Below are 20,093 nucleotides of genomic sequence, written 5' to 3'. Positions count from 1 at the left end.
GCCATGGCGGCGCTGGGACTGGACCCCGACGAGTTCGGGGCACCCGACAGCCCCGGCGCCCCAGCGGATGAGGACACCGGAGCGGCACCGCCCGCCCCGGTGCTCGCCGTCGTGGGGCGGCCGAACGTCGGGAAGTCGACGCTGGTCAACCGGCTCATCGGCCGCCGCGAGGCGGTCGTGCAGGACATCCCCGGCGTCACCCGGGACCGCGTCGCCTACGACGCGCTGTGGAACGGACGGCGGTTCACGCTCGTCGACACCGGGGGCTGGGAACCCGACGCCACCGGCCTGCAGGCGGCCGTCGCCGCACAGGCCGAGCTCGCCATGCAGACTGCCGACGCGGTGCTGCTCGTCGTCGACGCGAGCGTCGGTGCCACGGCGACCGACGAGGCGGTGGCGCGGGTGCTGCGCCGCTCCGAGCGGCCCGTTCTGCTCGCCGCCACGAAGGTCGACGACGACCGGCTCGTGTCCGACACCGCGGCGCTCTGGCGCCTCGGGCTGGGGGAGCCCTACCCCGTCAGCGGGCTGCACGGGCGCGGCTCCGGCGACCTGCTGGACGCGGTTCTCGCCGCGTTGCCGGAGACTCCGCGCGACGACTTCGGCGCGGGCGGCACGGGACCGCGGCGCGTCGCGCTCGTCGGCAAGCCGAACGTCGGCAAGTCCAGCCTGCTCAACCGCGTCTCCGGCGAGCTGCGCTCCGTCGTGCACGACGTCGCGGGCACCACCGTCGACCCGGTCGACTCGCTCGTCGAGCTCGACGGCGAGGTCTGGCGGTTCGTCGACACCGCGGGTCTGCGCAAGCGCGTGCAGACCGCGAGCGGCATGGAGTACTACGCGAGCCTCCGCACGCGGGCCGCGATCGAGGCCGCCGAGGTGGCCGTCGTGCTGATCGACGCGAGCGAGCCGATCGCCGAGCAGGACCAGCGCGTGATCACCATGGTGGAGGAGGCCGGGCGGGCGCTCGTGCTGGTGTTCAACAAGTGGGACCTCGTCGACGAGGACCGCCGCCACGCCATGAAGCGCGAGCTCGAGCGCGACCTCGTGCGCGTGCCGTGGGCGGAGCGGGTCAACGTCTCGGCGCTCACCGGCCGGGCCGTCGCGAAGATCGCCCCCGCCCTGCGCACCGCGCTCGCGTCCTGGGACAAGCGGATCCCGACCGGCCGGCTCAACGGCTGGCTCGCGGACGTGATCGCCGCGACCCCGCCCCCGGTGCGCGGCGGCAAGCAGCCGCGGGTGCTCTTCGCCACGCAGGCCCAGACCCGACCGCCGACGTTCGTGCTGTTCAGCAGCGGATTCCTGGAGGCCGGCTACCGGCGGTTCCTGGAGCGACGGCTGCGTGAGGAGTTCGGGTTCGCCGGATCGCCCATCCGCATCTCGGTGCGCGTGCGGGAGAAGCGCGGCCGTAAGGGCTGATCAGGGGGAAGCTGGTTACCCTGGACGGGTGCCGGTCCGAGTCGTGCTCGCCGACGACGAACCCCTGATGCGGGCCGGACTGCGCACCGTGCTCGAGGCCGGCGGCGCCGTCGAGGTGGTAGGGCAGGCCGAGGACGGCGCCGCGATGCTCGCTGCGGTCGACGCGCACCGGCCGGACGTCGTGCTGGTCGACGTCCAGATGCCGCGGGTGGGCGGGCTCGAGGCGCTGCGCGTGCTGTGCGCCCGTCCTGATGCGCCGCCCGCCGCCGTGCTCACCACCTTCGACCTCGACGACTACGTCGCCGAGGCGCTGCGGCTCGGCGTGCAGGGGTTCCTGCTCAAGGACGCCGAGCCGGACACGCTGGTGCGCGCCGTGCTCGACCTGGCGGCAGGCGGGGCCGTCCTCGACCCGCGGATCACCGCCCGGCTCCTGCCGCGGCTCGCCGCCGGGTCCGCGCGTCCCGGCCCGTCCCGGCTCGCCGACCTGACGCCGCGCGAGATGCAGGTGCTGCGAGGGCTCGCCGCAGGCGACTCGAACGCCGCGATCGGGGAGCGGCTCGGGCTGGCCGAGGCCACCGTCAAGAAGTACGTGTCCGCGCTGCTCGTCAAGCTCGGCGCGGAGAACCGCGTGCAGGCCGCGCTGCTCGCCCAGGGATGGGGACTGTCATGACCATGATCCCCGCACCGCTGCGGCGGGCGCTCGTCGAGCTGGCCGCCGTCGTGCTCCCGGCGATCGCGGTGCTGCTCGGCGTCCCACCGTTCGAGTGGTCGGTGGTCGCGGCGCTCGTCGCGTGCGTCCTGCTGCCGCTACGGCACCTGTGGCCCCCCTTGGGGCTGCTCGGCTCCTTCTGGGCGCTCGCCGGCGGGCTCGGCTGGCCGCCTGCGATCGTCGCGCTCTACACGCTCGGCCGGCGCTGCCGGCGGGTCGTCACGTTGGTTCCGTGGCTCGTGGCCACCGTCGCGGTGTCCATCACGCCCGTGCTGCTCACGCAGGACCTCCCGGTCGGCCGCATCGTCCTGACGGTCGCGTTCGTCGCTCTCTACGCGGGAGCGCCGGCCGCGCTCGGCCTGCTCGTGAGCACGCGGGCCCGCCTCACCGAGAGCCTGCGGCAGCTCGAGCGCGCCCGCGAGGAGGCGCTCGCCGCCTCCCGGGACGCGGCGCGGGCGCAGGAGCGGGCGAGGATCGGCCGGGAGATCCACGACGCGGTCGGCCACCACGCCACGCTGATCGCCGTCGGCGCCGCCGCGATCGCCGCCTCCACGACGGAGGAGGAGACCCGCCGCGGCGCTGAGCAGCTGCGGGTGCTGGCCAAGCGCGCGCTCGCGGAGATGCGCGCCGCCCTCGGTCTGCTCGACGGCAGCGAGCACGTGGCGGGTCTCACGGAGGTCACCGCACTGGTGGCCGGCTCCCGCGCCGCGGGTGTGGCCGTCGAGTTCGAAGAGTGCGGCGACCCGGTCGAGGTCGCACCCGGCACCGGCCGCGCGGTGTACCGCGTGGTGCAGGAGTCGCTCACCAACGCGGCCCGGCACGCCGCAGGTGCCCCGGTCTCGGTCCACCTGCAGTGGCGGCCCGGCGAGCTGGTCGTGGAGGTGCGCAACGGCCCGGCCCCCGCCGCCCTGCGCCGTTCCGACGCCGGTGGTGGCGCCGGGCTCACCGGTCTCACGGAGCGGGTGACCGCCGCCGGTGGTTGCCTCACCGCCCTCCCACGACCCGACGGCGGATTCGCGGTGCGAGCGACGTTCCCGCTCGAACCGGCACCCCCGGCCCCCCTGACGCAGGCCCCCGACCAGGAGCCGGCGCTCCCCTGATCGGGCGAACGGGACGTAACGTCCTTGCTACCGCCGAGTACCTACCAAAGTCGCCCCCGAAGAGCTACCGACGACGGTGGTCAACGCCGCCGCCATTGCGGAGACTGATGCCTCCGCTGCGCCGGGCCATCGGCGCGCGGACGGTCAGGTGCGGCTACCAGGCGTGTTGGGGGGAGCCACGACCGGCCGGTCGGGGCTGATCGGTCATGGGGTACGCTGATCCCGCCCCCGCGGGGGGTGGCCGGGACGTGGCGCAGCTTGGTAGCGCACTTGACTGGGGGTCAAGGGGTCGCAGGTTCAAATCCTGTCGTCCCGACGGCACAATGGGCGGCACCCTCACCACGAGGGAGCCGCCCATTGGCGTTTCTACCTGCGGGAACAGCTCGCTAGTCGATCTTGCTGACGCTCACTGATGATCTTGCTTGTCGGCCTGGCGGACACTGAATCACGGCCAACTGGAGCAAATCTGGAGCACGGCGTCGGGCGGGCCGAAATGGGGTCACGTTCTGCTCCAGCTCGTCGATGTGGTTTCGGTCACTTCAGGCTGGTTCAGCTCGGTACGAGGTGGGCTGCGCCTCGGTCGGCCCCAGTGTGTGTCCGGTGTCCCGGCCGTAGTCAAGGGGGCGCGGCTTGGACGATGTGATCTGCAGATCCGAGGGGTCGGTCCGCGTAAACCGCACGGCTTAGGTCGGACTCGGTCCAGCCAGCCTGCATCACGGCGAGCGCGGTCTCGATCACCGCCTGCGGCGACCACGCCTGCGGGGGGATTCGGGCTCGCCACGTCGCCGATCGCGACCGAGGTTCCTCATGGCTGAAGGCCTGCCTCGCGCGAACATGGCGGCGTGGCTGGCCGCGCAGGAGCGGCTGTCCGCCGGTCCGGGCGCGGGCGGGCCACGCCCGATGGAGGGCGACGAGGCGTTGCGGCTGCACGCCGGCGACCTCGTCGTGGTCGACGAGTCCGCGATGACCGACACCGCCGCGCTCGCCGCGATCCACCTGCATGTGGATGCCGCCGGGGCGAAGCTGCTGCTCGTCGGGGACCACAAGCAGCTCGGCGCGGTGGGCGCCGGCGGCGGCATGGACCTGATCGCCGCGTCCGGCGCCCGGTATGAACTGGCCGAGGCCCGCCGGTTCACCCACGAGTGGGAGCGGGAGGCGTCGCTGCGGCTGCGGGCCGGGGACGAGACGGTGCTGCGCACCTACCACCAGCACGGCCGCCTGCTCGACTCCGGCACCGCCGAGGACGCCGAGGCGTCCGCGGCGCGGGCGTGGCTGGGTGACACCCTGGCCGGGCGGCGGTCGCTGCTGATTGTGGACAGCAACGAGCAGGCCGCCCGCGTCTCCGCACAGGTCCGGGCGGAACTGGTCCGGCTCGGCCAGGTGCAGGAGTCGGGGGTGGCGCTCGGCTTGCAGGGCACCGTCGCCGGCGTCGGGGATCTCGTGGAGGCCCGCAAACTGGACTGGAGCATCGCCGGGTACGAGGGCAACCGTCGGCACGCGATCAACCGCGAGCACTACCGCGTCCAGGCCGTCCGGCCCGACGGGGGCCTGGAGGTCGCCGTCGTCGAGGGCCGCACCCCGGACGGGGACGTGCTGGGCGAACGGCTGGTGCTGCCGCCCTGCTACGTGGCCGAGCACCTGGCGCTCGGCTACGCCTCGACGGTGCACGCTGCGCAGGGCACCACCGTCGACACCACGCACACCGTCGTCACCGGCCGGACCGGGCCGGGCGGGTTGTATGTGGGGATGTCGCGCGGGCGGGAGGTCAACACCGCGCACGTCGCCACCCTGACCGGGGTCGACGACCCAGCCCAGGGCCGGGAGGAGAAGCACACGCTGCACCGCGACCCGGTTGCGGTGCTCGCCCGGGCGCTCGACGCCACCGTGCAGGCCGAGGCCGCGAACCGCTCCGCGGTCGCGACGGCGACCGAGGCCGCCGCGCAGGCCGGGAGCGTGCGGACGGCCGCGGAGCTGCTCGCCGACGCCGCCCAGCTGGCCGCGACCGAGCGCACCGCGACCTGGCTCGACCAGCTCACCCACGCTGGCGTGATCCGGCCGGATGAGCGGGCTCGGATCGCCGCCGAGGATGGCGCCGCGTCCCTGACTCGCATCCTGCGCCGCGCCGAACTCGCCGGCCACGACCCGCGGCAGGTCCTGCACGACGCGGTCGCGGGTCGGCCGTTCGACGGGGCTCGCAACCTGTCGAACGTCGTCTACAGCCGCATCCGCAACGAGTACCGCGACCGGCTCGATCCGGTCGGGGAGTCGTTCGCCGACTGGGCGCCGCGCGTGGACAACCCGGAATGGCGTGACTACCTCGCCACCCTTGCCCAGGAAGCCGATCAGCGGCGGGCCGGGAGGCGGCCGCGCAGGCGGCACCGTGGGCGGTCGAGGCGCTCGGGCCCGTACCGACCGACACCGACGACCGGCGCGCCTGGGAGCGCCACGCCGGATCGGTCGCCGCGGTGCGGGAACTCGCCGGCCACGACGAGCAGGGCGTCGATGCGCTCGGTCCGGCGCCGAAGCCGGGGCAGGTCGAGCAGTACGCCGCCTACCGCGCCGCGTGGCGTGCCCTCGGCTGACCGGAGATCGACCGGGAGGAGCTGGAGCTGTCCGACGGGCAGCTTCGCGTGCGGGTCCGCGCGCACGAGCGCGAAGCCGCGTGGGCGCCCCGCTACGTGGGCAACGAACTCGCCGGCACCCACCAGGCCGCCGCCACCCACCGCCAGACCGCCGCTCTGCGCGCCGCCGAGGCCGACGAGGCCACCGATCCTGCCGAGCGGGATCGCCTGCGCGCCGAATCCGCGCAGGACCACGCCCTGGCCGACACCCTCGACGGCCGCGCTGCGGAGCTGCAGGCCGTCGACGACGCCCGCGCGCAGTGGCTCGCGCACACCGCGGGCACAGCTCCGACACACCGGCATGGCGATCGGGCGGATCCCCGTGATCCTTCCGGCGCTTCCGCGCCTCGGCTCGGTACAGGAAGACCGCAGTGGTGACTGCAACGTCGCGAGCACAACTCGGTGCTTAGCGCCGGGGGTGTGGTGGCGGTCCGGCACGCAGCGCGAACAGCGGCTCCGGTCGGCGGCCCGCTGAGATCGCGCCGGCTTCCCAGCCACCCCCGCGTCCGCGGGCGCACCCGAACTTCACCGACGGCTCGGTGTTCCAGGCAGTCCGGGATGCTGGCCGTCGGGTCGATTGCCGTGCTCTCGGTCTACCTGCGCCAGCGGGGCTCTGCGAGTCGAAACCGGTCCGCGCTGCGGACGCGGACACCGGAGACCGGATAGCCCTCAGGACGCCACGAACAGGTCCTCGCGGACAGGAGTGGGGTGGTGGCTTTGAGCAGGACAATTACCTGTCGCAGTGCACGCGCCCGCTCGGCCGGCGGCGGCGGTCGCGACGAGGTCAGCCGTGGCGATACCGGGGGCCCGGGTGGCGCGGAGCGTTGCGATGACCGCGGCGAGCACCAGGATGTGCACGACGTCCAGCGGGCACGACTGCAGCGCGTGCGCGGCGATACAGCGGGCCGGAACCGATCGGCAGGACACAGCGCGGGAGATCCGAGGGTTCGCCCTTCGGCTGTGGGGTAACGCGATGGCCACGAGCGGCCGTCGGACGGAGACGATCAGTGGGGCAGGACCAGTTCACCCAGCAGGACCCGACCGAGCAGCACGCTGCCCCGGGCAGCGGTCGCCAGACAGTGGACTACCCCGGCCGCACGGGCGAGCTCGACGTCAAGCCCGACCACGGCGAGGGACCTACCGGGGTAGCGGACGGCTCGAAGGCAAGAAGGCCGTGATCACAGGTGGCGACTCGGGGATCGGGCGAGCCGTGGCTCTTGCCTTCGCCCGCGAGGGCGCCGATGTGCTCATCTCTTACCTGGAGGACGAGGAGAAGGACGCGCGGGAGACGGTGCGCCACGTCGAAGATGCCGGACGCCGGGCTGTGACGGTACCCGGTGACCTGCGGGACGAGGTGCAGTGCCGCGCCGTTGTCCAGCGGGCTGTGCAGGAGTTCGGGCAGATCGACGTCCTGGTCAGCAATGCGGCGTACCAGATGTCCCAGGACGGCGGCATCGATGCGATCACCAGCGAGCAGTTCGACCGGGTGATGAAGACCAACCTCTATGCGATGTTCTGGCTGTGCAAGGCGGCGATCCCGCACATGCCGGAGGGCTCCACGATCATCACGACGTCCTCGGTCCAGGCCTTCAGCCCTTCGCCGCACCTGCTCGACTATGCGACGTCCAAGGCGGCGATCGTCAACTTCACGAAGGGGCTTGGCAGCAACCTCACCGAGAAGGGCATCAGAGTCAACTCGGTGGCACCGGGGCCGGTGTGGACGCCGCTGATTCCGGCGACGATGCCGGCCGAGAAGGTGGAGTCGTTCGGCGAGCAGGCGCCGCTGGGGCGGGCGGCCCAGCCCGCCGAGCTCGCGCCGATCTATGTCTTCCTCGCGTCCCAGGAGTCGAGCTACATCACTTCGGAGGTCGTCGGCGTCACCGGTGGCTCGCCGATCACCTGATCGACCGCCTGGCGGCTTCCGCGCCGCCACCGTCGGCCGAGAGGTCGGCGAGGTCGGTGCGTGCAGCATGTGCACATGCCGGGCGTGGTCGTCGGCGTTCTCGGCTCAGGCGTTACGGATTCAAGACGCCGGGTGAGGCGAATACTGCTCACACATCGCCCGATCGCGACCCACGTCGTCGGGCTGGCTCTACCGCTTGCCTGTCATCGTGCCCCTGGCACGCGACCGTGGCTACGGCGAGCAGGGCCGGCGGGCAGGGTCGACGGGCAGGGCCCTCGGACCGTGCTCGTCAGGCGACAGGGACGTCCGCGGGGGAGTGCAGGCCTGCGGAGGACTGCAGGCGGCGGCGCAGTGAGTGCAGGTCCGACTGCGCCGCCCTGGTGTCGGTGAGGAAGTGAGTCAGCAGCTCGGCGAACCGAGCCGGTTGCTCGGCGTGCGGGAAGTGCCCCGCCCCCTCGAAGATCTGCAGCCTGCTGCCCGGCAGCAGGTTGTGAGCAGCCACTGTGTGCTCGATCGGGATGACCGAGTCCCGGCTGCCACCCACGAGCAACACCGGGACCTCGGCGAGCAGGTAGAGCCGCTCGGTGCCCTCCAGGCGCTGGCCCGACCAGTTCAACGTGCCGCGCACGGTCTGGGCGAAGGCGCCGCGCGCCCCGCCGTCGGTGAAGGAGGTGAACGCGCTGGCCAGCCCTTCGAGGTCCGGCCCGTCCAGCACCGGCACGGCCCGCACGGCTCGGTGGACGACTCTGGCCAGCCACGGCGGGGTGAGCGTGGCGAGGGCTTGGAGGACGAACGGGGTGCCGGGCAGCGTGGCGGCACGCAGGGCGATCGTGACGCCCTGGCCGAGGCCGCCACTCGCCACCAGGACCAGGCGCTCGGTCAGCTCCGGGAACTGGTAGGCGAACTGCATCGCCACCCCGCCACCGAAGGAGTGTCCGGCGACGGTGGCCCGATCCAGGCCCAGCGTGACCAGGAGGTCGCGCAGTCCGGCCGCGTAGGCGCCCAGCGAGTAGTCGCCGGTGAGGGGCTTCGCGGAATGGCCGTGACCGAGCAGGTCCGGGGCGATGACGTGGGCGTGGCGGCCTAGGAGCGGCATGACCGATGACCAGGTCTGTGAGCTGCTGGCCAGGCCGTGCAGCAACACGACGACCGGGCCGCCGCTGTCAGCGCCAGCCTCCAGGAACGTTACTCGCTGGCCGTGCAGCAGCATCTCCCGCCTTGTTACGGGGGCGGCGTAGGCCTGCCGCAGTAGGACGCTCGATCGTCGGCGTGGGCGGAGCGAGCTGGGTGCCGAGATCGTCGACATGGATGGCTCCCGTGCGGGGGTTCAGGCAGCGGCCGGCAGGGTCACCATCGGGGACTCTCGAATCTGCTGCGGGAAGGGTTGTCAGCCGGTCGCGGTGGTGCTGAGGCTCGGATCGTGGACCCGGCCCCTGACCCCGCGCCGCGCGAGTGCCTGGCGTTTGCTCAGCCCACGGTTGCCAGGGCGTGGGGGGCGATGTCGATGCGAACCGAGGTGGCGGGGTCGAGGGTCAGCAGTTCGCCGTCGAGCTGCAGGGGGGTCGGTTTGAGGGTGGTGAAGGCGTAATGCTCGGCGGTGGGCTGCGGGCCGAGGCCGCGGGTCGCCGCTCGGATGGCGACGCCGAGGATCCGCCACTTCGCGGTGTGCGGCAGGGTGATCACCTCGAACCGGCCGTCGTCGGGGCGGCCGGACTCGCTGAGGGTGGCGTATTTGGCCATCTCGGCGATGTTCGCGAACAGGAGGCTGTCGAACCTGCGCCGGCCGCCGTCCTCGAGCTGGATCGTGAAGGGCCGGAACTTGGCGAAGGTTCGGATCACGGACACGATCTCCTTGAACGATCCCTTGCCGCCCTTCTCCAGGTCGATCGCCACCACCGGCGTCAGGCCTATGCCGATGTAGGAGTGGGCATACCGCGATCGCGTGTCGTCGCCGTCGCCGATGGTGAGGCGGAGCAGGTCGATCCGGCGGATCTTGCCGGCGACGACGGCATCGACCAGTGGGCGCTCGGCGGTGGCTCTGCGGTGGTCGTTCGCGTTGCCCGCTGCCTTCACCGCGCAGACCGCGTGCTCGTTGCCGGCCTGCATGACACCGTCGACGACCTCGTTGTAGCCCCCGTCGCCGCTGACCGACACGATGAGCGGATGGCCGGTCTGCGCAGCTTCCCTGGCTAGATATCGGGCATGACCTGCATGTTCCGTTGGCCGCATGACCACTGGGACCTGCGGCAACCGCCTCGTCAGATCGGCGTGCAGCTCCTCGGCCAGCCGCGGCGCGTCGCCGGTGCTCTGTGGGTTGTAGATCAGGACGATCCGGTCGAACGGGGTCCCGGTCTCACCGCGCCGGTCGGCACCTGCGCCGTCAGCGCCGCAGGCCGGACTTGTAGCGCGCTCAACGATTCCCTTGTCGGCAGCCCTGGAGGTCATCGGATCGTCGTGGTGGACGGTCTGGCTGCGTGGGCACCGAGTTTGGCCAGGCGGGAGGGCGTGGGCCACCGCACGGTGTGTGCCCAGCCCAGCTTCTCGAAGAGCCAGATGATGCGCGCGGACATGTCGACCTGCCCGGGCTGTACGCCGTGGCGGGCGCAGGTCGGGTCGGCGTGGTGCAGGTTGTGCCAGGACTCGCCCATGGACAGGATCGCCAACGGCCATACGTTGGTGGCCTTGCCCTGACCGGCGAACGGACGCTCGCCGATCATGTGGCAGATCGAGTTGATCGACCAGGTGACGTGGTGCAGCACCGCCACGCGGACCAGCCCGGCCCAGAAGAACGCCGTGACCGCACCCCAGACCGACATGCTGATCAGGCCCCCGAGCAGTGCGGGGGTGAGCAGGCTGAGCACTGTCCACAGTGGGAACAGCCGGCCGATGCGGGTGATGTCGCGGTCGGCGAGCAGATCTGGGGTGAAGCGAGCTGCGTTGGTGCGGTTCCGGCCGAACAGCCAGCCGAGGTGGGCGTGGAAGAAGCCCTTGGCCAGCGCGCCCGGGGTGGTGCCGAACAGCCACGGGGAGTGCGGGTCGCCCTCCTTGTCGGAGAAGGCGTGGTGGCGGCGGTGGTCGGCGACCCACGTGATCACATCGCCCTGCAAGGCCGTGCTACCGGCGATCGCGAGGCCGTTGCGCAGGCCCCGGTTTGCCTTGAAGGCGCGGTGGGTGAAGTAGCGGTGGAACCCGACGGTCACCCCGAGGCCGGAAAGCAGGTAGAAGCCGACAGCGAGCCCGACGTCAAGCCAGCTCAGTCCCCAGCCCCAGGCCATCGGAACGGCTGCAACCAGGGCCAGCATCGGGACGAGGGTGAAGAAATAGACCAGTGCGCTCTCACCGGGAGGTCGTCGCCCGTCGAGTACCGGCTTGGCGACGCCGGCCCTCCGATCGAGCGCGGGTCTCGTGGCGCCGGGGGCGGTTGTCCCGTGCGTCGAAGTCGTCATGCTCAGAGTTGTCCTCGTTTGTCAGGCGTGGATGCCAGCCCGAGCCCAGATCCGGGCACAGCCGGTGCAAAGGTGGTGTGCGGCCCGGACCATCGGTGGATTCCGTCTGTCCGGGGTGCTGTACGAACGGCGACCGGTCGGCGGCGCTGGCCTCGCCGCTGGTCCCTTACCGAATACCCCGGGAGCGAGCTGCAACTCGCCCTCCGGGGGTGATGCGGCCGACACTGCCCCACGACGCCGGGAGGGCCCTCAGCAGCGGGTCGCGGCCGCGGCGAGCGGGAAAGATCCGCCGTTGGGTGGCGGGTGTGCTGATCAGGAAAAGGTGCCGCGGTTCGGCTGCTGATCCCGCGCGAGTCACCGAGTAGCCCCTTCGCTGGTCTTGATACGCGTGCCACGGTCGGTTGGCTGGGGCTCGGTGTGGGAATCGGAATCTGAGCCAGGGGCGCGAGAGGGTGATGCAGGTGGTGAACACCGAAGACGAGAATCGATGGGCCGATTTGGCTCGCCGGCTCGTGGCCGCGGAGATCGAGGATGCGCTCACCGGCCGTGCCGATGAGCAGCCCACGGCGGAACACATGGACCTCGCAGCCCTTATGGACGCGGTCACCGCCAGCAGCGATGCCGAGCACGTGCTGATCGAGGTCACTGCCATCGCCGGTGAGGCGATCATGCGACTGTCCCGGGAGCTGGGCGAGGACCCTCGCGCCACCCTCGAGTGGATTGCGTCCACCCGCGCGTGGCGCCGACCGCGCTGATCATGCGCAACCGGCCGCTCGTGGAGCATGCAGTACATCGGCCACGTCGATGGCTGCTGCCCTGGAGGTGACCGGTGTTCGACCTGATCGTCCACATCGACGCAAGGCCCGGGGCAACGCTGCTCACCATCGCCGGCGAAGCCGTCGCGACGATTCCAGAAGCGTCATAGTGAAAGAAGTCGTAGTCGACGATGCCGGCTCCCGGGTTCCGTCCGTCCATGACGTTCCACAACCTGGAACACCGCTCGTGACCGCTTCAGCATGCTCCCCCGTGCACACGGTTTCACCAAGCCGAGATCACTGCGCAGTACCGGTTCCCCGGGACCGGCGTCGCTATCGCCGGCGCTGGACCCGTTGCCCGGGCGTCCGTGAGTAGTGGCCGTCCCGAGCCAGCCCCCCGGTTCCGCCCGCTGATTCGGGTCACCGGGCGGCAACCCCGAGACCCAGCATCGACCGGAGCTGGGCGAGCAGGACGCCGCGGAAGCCAGCGGGGGGTGGCGCGGGGTGGTGCACGACGCGGAAGACGGTGGCACCGGCCAGTGCGGACAACACGAGGTCCACGACGTCGTCGGGGCCGGCGGTGGGGGTGAACGCACCCTGCTCGCGGCCTTCGCACACCGCGGCCAGGAAGGGTGCCCGGTAGCGCTCCCACACCTCGGTGCCGAACTCGCGGAGTTCGTCGTCGCGCATGGCGGACCGCCAGAACTCGACGAGCATCTGCTGGGAGCGGTAAGCGTTGTCGAGGCTCCGGTCGACCAGCGCGACCAGCCGCGCCCACGGATCGTGTTCGGCGGCGGCCACCGATTCCAGCGCGTCCACCTCCCGGGTGGTCGCCAGTTCCATGGCCTCCACCACCATGTCCGCGCGGGAGCCGAAGTAGTTCTGCAGCGTGCTGATCGCCACACCACTGGCCGCCGAGACGTCGGCGAATCGCGTGTTCTCGTATCCGCGTTCGGCGAGCACTTCGGCCACCGTGTCCAGGACGAGGATCCGCTTTCCGCCACCGGCACGCCGCTTTCGAAGTGCGGCCGACGAATTCGTCGTGGGCACGACCGTACCGTATAGCCGTGCCGGATGGCGGTCAAACCGGTGATCGGACCCGTCCTGGCGGTTACGTGAGGGGCGGGATGTTGTGGTTGCAGCGGAACATGTTGTGCGGGTCGTAGCTCGTCTTCGCCACCTGGAGGCGCGCGTACGTCGGCTCGTCGTACGCCAGGCGCACGCTCTCGGCGGAGGCGTCCGCAGGTGAGAGGTAGCCGGGGTGCTTCCGCCCGCCCCCGGGAGGCGTGAGCCTCCGCACCAGTTCCAGGCCCTCGTCGGTGCCGGCGCCCAGGCCCACCTGGCCGGGCGGCACCACTGTGAACGCGAAGAGGGCGAACGCGGCGTCACGCCGTCCCACCGCGTTCGCCACCTCCGGCGCCCGCCCGAGCGCGCCGCCCAGATGGGTCAGGTTGACCATGGTGACGGGGGAGCCGGAATCGGATCCGGTGGCGTCGAGGATCGCGTCGATCGCCGACGGCGACAATTCGTCGAGCACGGCGAAGTGCTCCACGGCGGCGGCCGGTTCGCTCGGGTCGTTGGTGATCGACGCGATCTGCGCGTGCGGAATGGTGGCCACCGTGTCGGCGAGCACGGGTGCAGCCGCTCGCAACGGCGCGATGAGTTCCTCGCCGTCGGTAGCCGGGCCGAGGAAGGAGATCCTGATGGATGCCGTGAGTCGGCCCCGCATGAATTCGGGCACGAAGGGCAGGTCGGGTGCGCGCAGGAACACGATCGACGAGGTGAGCTCGTCCGGCGCCTTCGCGGTGAACTGCTCGTAGGCCGCCAGCACGGTCCGCGCGTCGGTGCCCGCGAAATGCAACGCTCCCGCGTAAACCTCCGTGACGGGGAACAGGTCGAACTCCATCGCGGTGACGACGCCGAAGTTCCCCTTGCCGCCGCGGAGGGCGAAGAACAGGTCCGCGTCGGACTCCGCCGTGACCCGGCGGAGCTCGCCGTCCGCGATCACGACCTCGATCTCCCGCACGTGGTCGGCCGCGTAACCGAACGCCCGGGCCAGGGCCACGCCGACCCCGCCGCCGAGCGTGTACCCGACGACGCCGACCCCCGGTGAGGAACCGGCGAGCGGTGCCAGTCCGGCCTTCGCGGCCTCCTCCACCACCTGTCCCCAGCGGACGCCCGCCTCGACGCGGGCGGTCCTCGTCGCGCCGTCGATGCGCACCCCGGTCATGCGGCGGGTGGTGATCATGACGGCGTTCGCGGCTGCGGGCACGGAGGGGCCGTGGCCGGTGTTGAGGACCGCGACGGGGAGGTCGTGGTCCGCGGCGAAGCGCACGGCGGCCTGGACGTCGGCCACGTCGGTGGCGCCGACGATCACGTGCGGGCGGTGGGCGACGGAGGTGTTGAACACGGACGCCTCGTCGGCGAAACCGGCGTCGCCGGGGAAGAGGACGGGCCCGCTGACGGACGCGAGCGAGGAGGACGCGGGAGGGGGAAGCATGTCAGCGCCTTTCTGGTCGTCCGGCGGTGCGGGCGCGGGCCGGTGCTGCCGACCGCGGGCGGCATCGGGGGCGTCGCCGCCGGACGTGCGGGTGTGGCCGGGGTGTGCGGGCCGAGGTCTGCGCCGGCCGGCCCGCTCGGGCTGCCGACCCGGCTCACCGGCCGGATCGGTATGAAAATACGGTAGGACCGTACCGATGGGCCGGATCGGGCGTGCGAGGCCCGGGTGCTCGCTCGTCCCGGGACAGCTTGCGTATAGTCACTTAACTTGATAGTCATATTGAGTGACGATTTGTCCGGACCGGCACGGCCACCGCGCCCCGTCCGGCCTCGTGAGGAGGAGAACCCCGTGACGGACCTGCGGTTCGGCGTCTCCTTGGTCCCCATCCGCGATCTCGACGCGACCCGCCGGTTGGCGGCGGTGGCCGAGCAGGCGGGCATGGAGTACATCGGCGTCCAGGACCACCCCTACGTGGCGCGCTACCTCGACGCGTTCGTCGTCATGGGCGACCTGCTCGCCCGCACCGAGCGCATCCAGGTGTTCCCGGATGTGGCCAACCTGCCGCTCCGCCCGCCCGCCGTACTGGCCCGGACGGCGAGCGCGCTGAGCCGGGTGTCCGGGGGCCGGTTCCAGCTCGGCCTCGGCGCGGGCGGCTACTGGGACGCGATCGAGTCGATGGGTGCGGCCCGGCGCACCCCGCCCGAGGCGCTGCGCGCGCTGGAGGAGGCGGTCGCGATCGTGCGCGGGCTGTGGCGCGCCGACACACGCGTCGACCACGACGGCGAGTTCTACCGGGTGCACGGGGTCGGTGGTCAGGAGCCGGGGCCTGGCGGCGTGGAGATCTGGGTCGGGGCGCAGGGCCCGCGCAGCCTCGCGCTGACCGGACGGCTCGCCGACGGCTGGGCCGCTCCGATCCCGTCGTACCTGCCCTACGAGCGGTGGGCCGGGAGCAACGAGGCACTGGACCGGGCGGCGCGCGGGGCCGGCCGGGATCCCGCGGACGTCCGGCGGATCGCACAGCTCGTGGGAACCGTCGAGGTGGGGGCGGTGGCGAGCGGGCCGCTCGGGCGGTCGGGCGACGATCCGGTCCGGGCCGGCGTCGCGGGTTGGGTCGAGCTGGTGACCCGCCTGGCCACCGAGCAGCCGTTCACGACGTTCGTGCTGTGGCCGCAACGGGCCGACGAGCGGCAGATCCGGCTCTTCGCCGAGGAGGTCGCGCCCGCGGTCCGGGAGCGCGTGGGGCCGGGACGTGCCGCGGCACTGCGGACCGCGGGGGAGTGATGGTCCGGATACCCCCCAACACCTTCGGCGCGGCGTTCGGGCTGTGCGGGCTGGCGGGCACCTGGTCGGTGGCGGCCGAGGCGGGGCTCGCGCCGGCGTGGATCGCGCAGGCGCTGCTGGCCGTCGCCGCGGTCGCCTGGCTGGCCGTGCTCGCCGGCTACCTCGGCTGGGCGCTCGGGCCCGCCGGATCGCTCCGCGCCGACCTGACCCACCCGGTCCTGTCGCCGTTCCTGTCGCTCGCCCTGATCACGCCGATGATCCTGGCCTCGGCCGGGCTCGCCCCGCTCGCCCCCACGGCCGGTGCCGTGCTGACGGACCTGTTCATCGTCCTCACCGTGCTCCACGGGGCGTGGTTCACCGGGCAGATGATCTACGGCGAGTACGCGCTCGACCAGGTGCACCCCGGCTACTTCCTGCCGACCGTCGCCGGCGGGCTGGTCGCCGCCACGAGCGCCGCCGAGGTGGGGCAGCCCGCGCTGGGCCAGGTGATGCTCGGTTACGGCACGGTCTGCTGGCTCGTGCTCGGCTCGATCATCCTGGCCCGGCTGTTCTTCCGCCCGGCGCTCCCGCCCGCGCTCGCGCCCACGCTCGCGATCGAGGTCGCCCCCGCCGCCGTGGCGAGCCTGGCCTGGTTCGCGCTGCACGGCGGCGCCGTCGACGCGGTCGCGCAGTTCCTGGCCGGTTACGGCGTGCTGATGGTCCTCGCCCAGCTGCGGCTGCTGCCCGTCTTCCTCCGGCTGAGGTTCTCGATCGGCTTCTGGGCGTTCACGTTCGCATGGGCGGCCGTGGCGTCGGTCGTGCTGCACTGGCTGGTCACGACGACCCCGCCCGGCTATCTCGCCTGGTCGTGGGTCGTGCTGGCCGCCGTCACGGTCCTGGTCGGCGCGATCGCCGTGCGCTCGGTCGTGGCGCTCGTGGCGGGCACGCTGTTCCCGCCGAACCCGCCCGCGGTGCCGGTGGCCGCGCCCCCGGGCGGCCGGGCGCTCGAGGAGGCGGGTCGCTGATGCGCGCCGCCTACTACGAGGAGCAGGGCCCCGCGCACGACGTCGTCCGGGTGGGCGAGGTGCCGACACCCGAGCCCGGCCCCGGCGAGGTCCGGGTGCGGGTCGCGGTGTCCGGCGTGCACGTCGGCGACGTCGGCAAGCGGCGCGGCTACTGGGGTTCGACGATGACCTACCCCCGGGTGATCCCGCACGGCGACGGCGCGGGCACCGTCGACGCGGTCGGGCCCGGGGTCGACCCCGCGCGCGTCGGCGAACGCGTCTGGGTCTATCTCGCGCAGTCCTATCGCCCGTTCGGCACGGCCGCCGAGTACACGGTGGTGCCCGCCGGGCATGCGGTGCGGCTCCCGGACGGGGTCGGCTGGGAGCAGGCCGCCGTGGTCGGCATCCCCGGCATCACCGGTCACCGCGCCGAGCAAGTCGACGAGGTGCTCGCCGCGGGCGCGCACCACGTCGTCGTGCTGGGAGCGGACGCCGCACGGCAGATCCGCGCGATCGCACCCGACGGCGTGGACCGCGTCGCCGAGATCGACCTCGCCGGCAACGCCGCTCTCGACGTGGAGATCCTCTCGGTCGGCGGCACGATCGCGACCTACGCGACGGGCGACCCGGGCGCGTCCCTGCCGTATTGGCCGCTCGCGTTCCGCAATATCACCATCCAGTTCCTCAGCAACGACGACTTCCCCGATCCGGCCAACGAGCACGCCGCTCGTGACCTCACCGCGGCCCTCGCCGCGGGCGACCTGCGCTACCCGATCGCGGCGCGCTTCCCGCTCGACCGCACCGCCGACGCGCAGGACGCCGCCGAGCGCACCGGCGCGGCCGGCCGGGTCGTGGTCGAGATCGACGCATGACGACCAGAGGAAGAAGGAGCATGGCCGCCCCGCGCCGCAGGCGGTTCGAGACGGTGAGCGAGGGCGCCACCGTCACGACGCTCGAGCTGTTCTTCGACCTGGTGTTCGTTTTCGCGCTCACCCGCGTCACCGACTGGATGGCCGAGGACACCTCGGCCGAGGCGGTGCTGCGCGGCGTGCTGATCCTGATCGTCCTGTGGTGGGCGTGGGTCGCCTACTCGTGGCTGGGCAACGTCGCGAAGGCCGACGAGGGGGTGATCCGGCTCAGCGTGTTCCTCGCGATGGTGGCGGTGTTCGTCGGGGCGATCACCATCCCCGAGGCGTTCCACGACCTGCCGGGCGGGCTGTCGGGACCGGTGGTGTTCGCCGTCGCGTACTTCTGCGTGCGGGTGGTGCACCTGGCGATGTACTGGGTGTGCAGCGGCGAGGACGCGCAGCTGCGCGGGCAGATCGTGCGGGTCGTGCCGTCCGCGGTGCTCGGGACGGTGCTGCTGCTGGTGGCGTCGCAGACCGAGGGCTGGGTGCAGACCGCGTTCTGGGTGGCGGCGATCGTCGGCGACTACGTCGGCACCGCGGTGGCCGGCGCCTCCTGGCGGCTCAACTCGGCCCGCCACTTCGCCGAGCGCCACGGGCTGATCATCATCGTGGCGCTGGGCGAGTCGATCGTGTCCATCGGCATCGGGGTGGCAGAGCTGCCGATCTCCTGGCCGATCATCGCCGGCAGCGCGCTGGGCCTGGTCGTGGCGGGTGCGCTGTGGTGGCTCTACTTCGACGTCGTCACGCTGCGCGCCGAGCACGCGCTGACCGGGGCCGGCGGGGAACGGCAGATCCGCATGGCCCGCGGCGGGTACACCTACCTGCACCTGCCGATGGTCAGCGGGATCATCCTGATGTCGCTCGGGCTGAAGAAGGCCCTGCTCTACATCGGTGGCGGTGAGGGGCACTCGCTCCTCGACCCGCTCTACGGCATCCCGCTCGCGGCGCTCTACGGCGGGGCGGTGCTGTACGTGGTCGCGCACGTCGGCTTCACCCGGTACGTCCTGGGCACGGTCAACCCGGTCCGGCTGGTCGTCGGGGCGGTGCTGCTGCTCGCGATTCCGCTGGTCGCGGCGCTCCCGGCGATGGTGTCCCTCGGCATCCTCGCCGCCGTCCTCTGCGCGCTGGTGGCCTACGAGATCCACCACTACCGCGAGGTGCGCCAGCACGTTCGGCACGGGGGACCGTCGGGTCGGTCGTGAGCGCGGGCCGGCGGATCCGACCCGGCCGGGCCGGGCGCACCCTCGCGCCCGGCCCGGCCGCCCCGGTGTCAGCCGGCGTCCGGCGGCGGCGTGGTCCCGATGCGCTCGGTGATCCACGTGCGGACCGCGGGCCAGATCACGGGGTTGGCCGGGTCGACGGTGTCGAAGTGGCGTGCCCCGGCGTACTCGACGAACTCGGCTCGGCCGCCCTGCGCCGTGATCGACTCGGCGAAGGTGCGGCTGTATCCCGCGGGGACCGCTTCGTCCGCGTCGCCGTGCACGGCCAGCACCGGCACCCCGCCGTCGCGCATCTGCGCGGGAGAGGTGACGGCGAGGCGTTCGGGGTCCTCGTCGGCGTGCGCGCCCAGCAGCAACGGGACGATCCCGTCGGCCACCATCGCGGCGACCGCCGGCCACACCTGCGGCCGGGCGGGGGGCGGGGCGCCCCAGATCGGTTCGGCGTCGGTGTCCGCGAGGTCGGTGCCGAACTTCTCGCCGTCCGCTGCGACCAGGTCGAGCACCCCGGACAGCGACACCACCCCGACCGGCCGCACGCGGGGGTCCGCGCCGACCGCGCCCGCCGGCAGCCCAGCGCGCAGCCCGGCCCACGTCGCGAGGTGGCCCCCGGCCGAGTGGCCGACCAGCACGATCCGCTCCGCGTCAACGGCCGGATCGATGCCGGCCATCGTGTCCACCGCCGCGGCGACGTCGGCGAACGTGCCCGGCCACCCACCGCCGTCCTCTCCCACCCGGCGGTAGTCGACGTTGTAGACCGCGATCCCGAGGGACAGCAGGTCGACGACCACCGGCAGGATCTGCCTGCGGTCCCACATCGCGGCCCAGAAGCCGCCGTGGAACAGCACCACCCCCGGGAAGGGGCCGGGGCCCGCGGGCAGGTACAGCTCGCCCACCTGCGAGGGGTGCGGCCCGTAGGCGACCGTGCGCACCGCGCGCGGCCCGTCCTCGGCGTCGTCGTAGCGCGTGCCGCGGCTGACCTCGACCAGCGCGTCGATCGTCGCGAAGAACGCCGCGATCTCCGGGCGGTTGCCGCCCTTCGCCGTCGACTCGTCGTAGGCGGCGTCGTCGGTCCACTCGACGGCGTCGAGCCAGGTCCGCTCGCCCAGCCGGATCAGCTTGGCGGCCACGAAGCCGCGGCGGTCCGTGCGGAACGCCTCGATCATCGCGTGGCGCGCCGCCAGCATGTCGGACGTGCGGTCGTCGGCGACGTCGAACGTCGTGAGCTCGATGACGGACATTGCCAGCTCTCCTCGC

General features: G+C 72.5%; 16 protein-coding genes and 1 tRNA gene. 11 read left to right on the top strand and 6 right to left on the bottom strand.

Annotation, left to right across the window (positions count from 1 at the left end):
• Window positions 1-3: 3 nt before the first annotated feature.
• The 6 genes from der to FB388_RS21260 all read left to right on the top strand — a co-directional run bounded on the left by der (window position 4) and on the right by FB388_RS21260 (window position 7,746).
• Window positions 4-1,413 (top strand): ribosome biogenesis GTPase Der, encoded by a 1,410-nt coding sequence (gene der / locus FB388_RS21285; RefSeq protein ID WP_142106168.1) that lies wholly within the window; start codon window positions 4-6, stop codon window positions 1,411-1,413.
• Window positions 1,414-1,441: 28 nt separating this feature from the next.
• A complete protein-coding gene (locus FB388_RS21280) occupies window positions 1,442-2,083 on the top strand; it encodes a response regulator (protein ID WP_142103990.1) in 642 nt (213 codons plus the stop codon).
• Window positions 2,080-3,222 (top strand): sensor histidine kinase, encoded by a 1,143-nt coding sequence (locus FB388_RS21275; RefSeq protein ID WP_246122251.1) that lies wholly within the window; start codon window positions 2,080-2,082, stop codon window positions 3,220-3,222. The genes FB388_RS21280 and FB388_RS21275 overlap by 4 nt, the downstream gene beginning before the upstream one ends.
• 242 nt (window positions 3,223-3,464) lie before the next feature.
• A tRNA-Pro gene (locus FB388_RS21270) sits at window positions 3,465-3,538 on the top strand.
• Window positions 3,539-4,029: 491 nt separating this feature from the next.
• The gene (locus FB388_RS21265) at window positions 4,030-6,318 is read left to right on the top strand and encodes an AAA family ATPase (protein WP_246122249.1); all 2,289 of its coding nucleotides are present in this window, start codon (window positions 4,030-4,032) and stop codon (window positions 6,316-6,318) included.
• A 735-nt stretch (window positions 6,319-7,053) separates the two neighbouring features.
• A complete protein-coding gene (locus FB388_RS21260; protein ID WP_342787922.1) occupies window positions 7,054-7,746 on the top strand; it encodes an SDR family oxidoreductase in 693 nt (230 codons plus the stop codon).
• Window positions 7,747-8,035: 289 nt separating this feature from the next.
• On the opposite strand, the gene FB388_RS21255 is transcribed toward FB388_RS21260, so the two are convergent.
• From FB388_RS21255 to FB388_RS21245, 3 genes are all read right to left on the bottom strand, one after another.
• Window positions 8,036-8,956 carry an alpha/beta fold hydrolase gene (locus tag FB388_RS21255; RefSeq protein WP_281290445.1) on the bottom strand — a complete coding sequence of 307 codons (921 nt, stop codon included), beginning with the start codon at window positions 8,954-8,956 and terminating at the stop codon, window positions 8,036-8,038.
• A 257-nt stretch (window positions 8,957-9,213) separates the two neighbouring features.
• Window positions 9,214-10,260: a diacylglycerol/lipid kinase family protein gene (locus FB388_RS21250; protein ID WP_246122245.1), complete on the bottom strand. Its 1,047-nt coding sequence runs from the start codon at window positions 10,258-10,260 to the stop codon at window positions 9,214-9,216.
• On the bottom strand, window positions 10,188-11,192 hold the full coding sequence (locus tag FB388_RS21245) for an acyl-CoA desaturase (protein WP_142103988.1): 1,005 nt from the start codon (window positions 11,190-11,192) through the stop codon (window positions 10,188-10,190). Before FB388_RS21245 ends, FB388_RS21250 begins: the two co-directional genes overlap by 73 nt.
• Window positions 11,193-11,647: 455 nt before the next feature.
• On the opposite strand from FB388_RS21245, the gene FB388_RS21240 reads away from it, so the two are divergent.
• Window positions 11,648-11,947: a hypothetical protein gene (locus tag FB388_RS21240; protein WP_211362151.1), complete on the top strand. Its 300-nt coding sequence runs from the start codon at window positions 11,648-11,650 to the stop codon at window positions 11,945-11,947.
• A 420-nt stretch (window positions 11,948-12,367) separates the two neighbouring features.
• On the opposite strand, the gene FB388_RS21235 is transcribed toward FB388_RS21240, so the two are convergent.
• Together FB388_RS21235 and FB388_RS21230 are read right to left on the bottom strand one after the other, a co-directional pair.
• Entirely contained in the window at window positions 12,368-12,997 is a 630-nt protein-coding gene (locus tag FB388_RS21235) for a TetR/AcrR family transcriptional regulator (protein WP_142103986.1), read from the bottom strand.
• Window positions 12,998-13,058: 61 nt separating this feature from the next.
• Window positions 13,059-14,447 (bottom strand): FAD-binding oxidoreductase, encoded by a 1,389-nt coding sequence (locus FB388_RS21230; RefSeq protein ID WP_142103985.1) that lies wholly within the window; start codon window positions 14,445-14,447, stop codon window positions 13,059-13,061.
• 348 nt (window positions 14,448-14,795) lie between these two features.
• Between FB388_RS21230 and FB388_RS21225 the strand changes: the two genes are divergently transcribed.
• The 4 genes from FB388_RS21225 to FB388_RS21210 are packed head-to-tail and all read left to right on the top strand — an operon-like array spanning window position 14,796 to window position 18,821.
• Complete coding sequence (locus FB388_RS21225; protein WP_142103984.1) at window positions 14,796-15,728, top strand: LLM class flavin-dependent oxidoreductase; 933 nt, start codon at window positions 14,796-14,798, stop codon at window positions 15,726-15,728.
• Window positions 15,728-16,732, top strand: a complete 1,005-nt coding sequence (locus tag FB388_RS21220; protein WP_142103983.1) for an SLAC1 family transporter — start codon at window positions 15,728-15,730, stop codon at window positions 16,730-16,732. Before FB388_RS21225 ends, FB388_RS21220 begins: the two co-directional genes overlap by 1 nt.
• Window positions 16,732-17,583 (top strand): alcohol dehydrogenase catalytic domain-containing protein, encoded by an 852-nt coding sequence (locus FB388_RS21215; protein WP_142103982.1) that lies wholly within the window; start codon window positions 16,732-16,734, stop codon window positions 17,581-17,583. Before FB388_RS21220 ends, FB388_RS21215 begins: the two co-directional genes overlap by 1 nt.
• 20 nt (window positions 17,584-17,603) lie before the next feature.
• Complete coding sequence (locus FB388_RS21210; protein WP_142103981.1) at window positions 17,604-18,821, top strand: low temperature requirement protein A; 1,218 nt, start codon at window positions 17,604-17,606, stop codon at window positions 18,819-18,821.
• Between the two features lie 68 nt (window positions 18,822-18,889).
• On the opposite strand, the gene FB388_RS21205 is transcribed toward FB388_RS21210, so the two are convergent.
• Window positions 18,890-20,077, bottom strand: a complete 1,188-nt coding sequence (locus tag FB388_RS21205) for an alpha/beta hydrolase family protein (RefSeq protein WP_142103980.1) — start codon at window positions 20,075-20,077, stop codon at window positions 18,890-18,892.
• Window positions 20,078-20,093: the final 16 nt, after the last annotated feature.

It is taken from the genome of Pseudonocardia cypriaca (assembly GCF_006717045.1).
In the GTDB taxonomy this organism is placed as follows: domain Bacteria; phylum Actinomycetota; class Actinomycetes; order Mycobacteriales; family Pseudonocardiaceae; genus Pseudonocardia; species Pseudonocardia cypriaca.
This window is presented reverse-complemented; position numbering and strand designations above follow the sequence as displayed.

What these genes read in the sequence shown, in the direction of transcription:
- FB388_RS21230 (WP_142103985.1), bottom strand. Translation starts at nt 14,447, where the DNA reads ATGCTTCCCCCTCCCGCGTCCTCCTCGCTCGCGTCCGTCAGCGGGCCC.
- FB388_RS21220 (WP_142103983.1), top strand. Translation starts at nt 15,728, where the DNA reads ATGGTCCGGATACCCCCCAACACCTTCGGCGCGGCGTTCGGGCTGTGC.
- FB388_RS21265 (WP_246122249.1), top strand. Translation starts at nt 4,030, where the DNA reads ATGGCTGAAGGCCTGCCTCGCGCGAACATGGCGGCGTGGCTGGCCGCG.
- FB388_RS21210 (WP_142103981.1), top strand. Translation starts at nt 17,604, where the DNA reads ATGGCCGCCCCGCGCCGCAGGCGGTTCGAGACGGTGAGCGAGGGCGCC.
- FB388_RS21205 (WP_142103980.1), bottom strand. Translation starts at nt 20,077, where the DNA reads ATGTCCGTCATCGAGCTCACGACGTTCGACGTCGCCGACGACCGCACG.
- FB388_RS21255 (WP_281290445.1), bottom strand. Translation starts at nt 8,956, where the DNA reads ATGCTGCTGCACGGCCAGCGAGTAACGTTCCTGGAGGCTGGCGCTGAC.
- FB388_RS21275 (WP_246122251.1), top strand. Translation starts at nt 2,080, where the DNA reads ATGACCATGATCCCCGCACCGCTGCGGCGGGCGCTCGTCGAGCTGGCC.
- FB388_RS21240 (WP_211362151.1), top strand. Translation starts at nt 11,648, where the DNA reads ATGCAGGTGGTGAACACCGAAGACGAGAATCGATGGGCCGATTTGGCT.
- FB388_RS21245 (WP_142103988.1), bottom strand. Translation starts at nt 11,192, where the DNA reads ATGACGACTTCGACGCACGGGACAACCGCCCCCGGCGCCACGAGACCC.
- der (WP_142106168.1), top strand. Translation starts at nt 4, where the DNA reads ATGGCGGCGCTGGGACTGGACCCCGACGAGTTCGGGGCACCCGACAGC.
- FB388_RS21215 (WP_142103982.1), top strand. Translation starts at nt 16,732, where the DNA reads ATGCGCGCCGCCTACTACGAGGAGCAGGGCCCCGCGCACGACGTCGTC.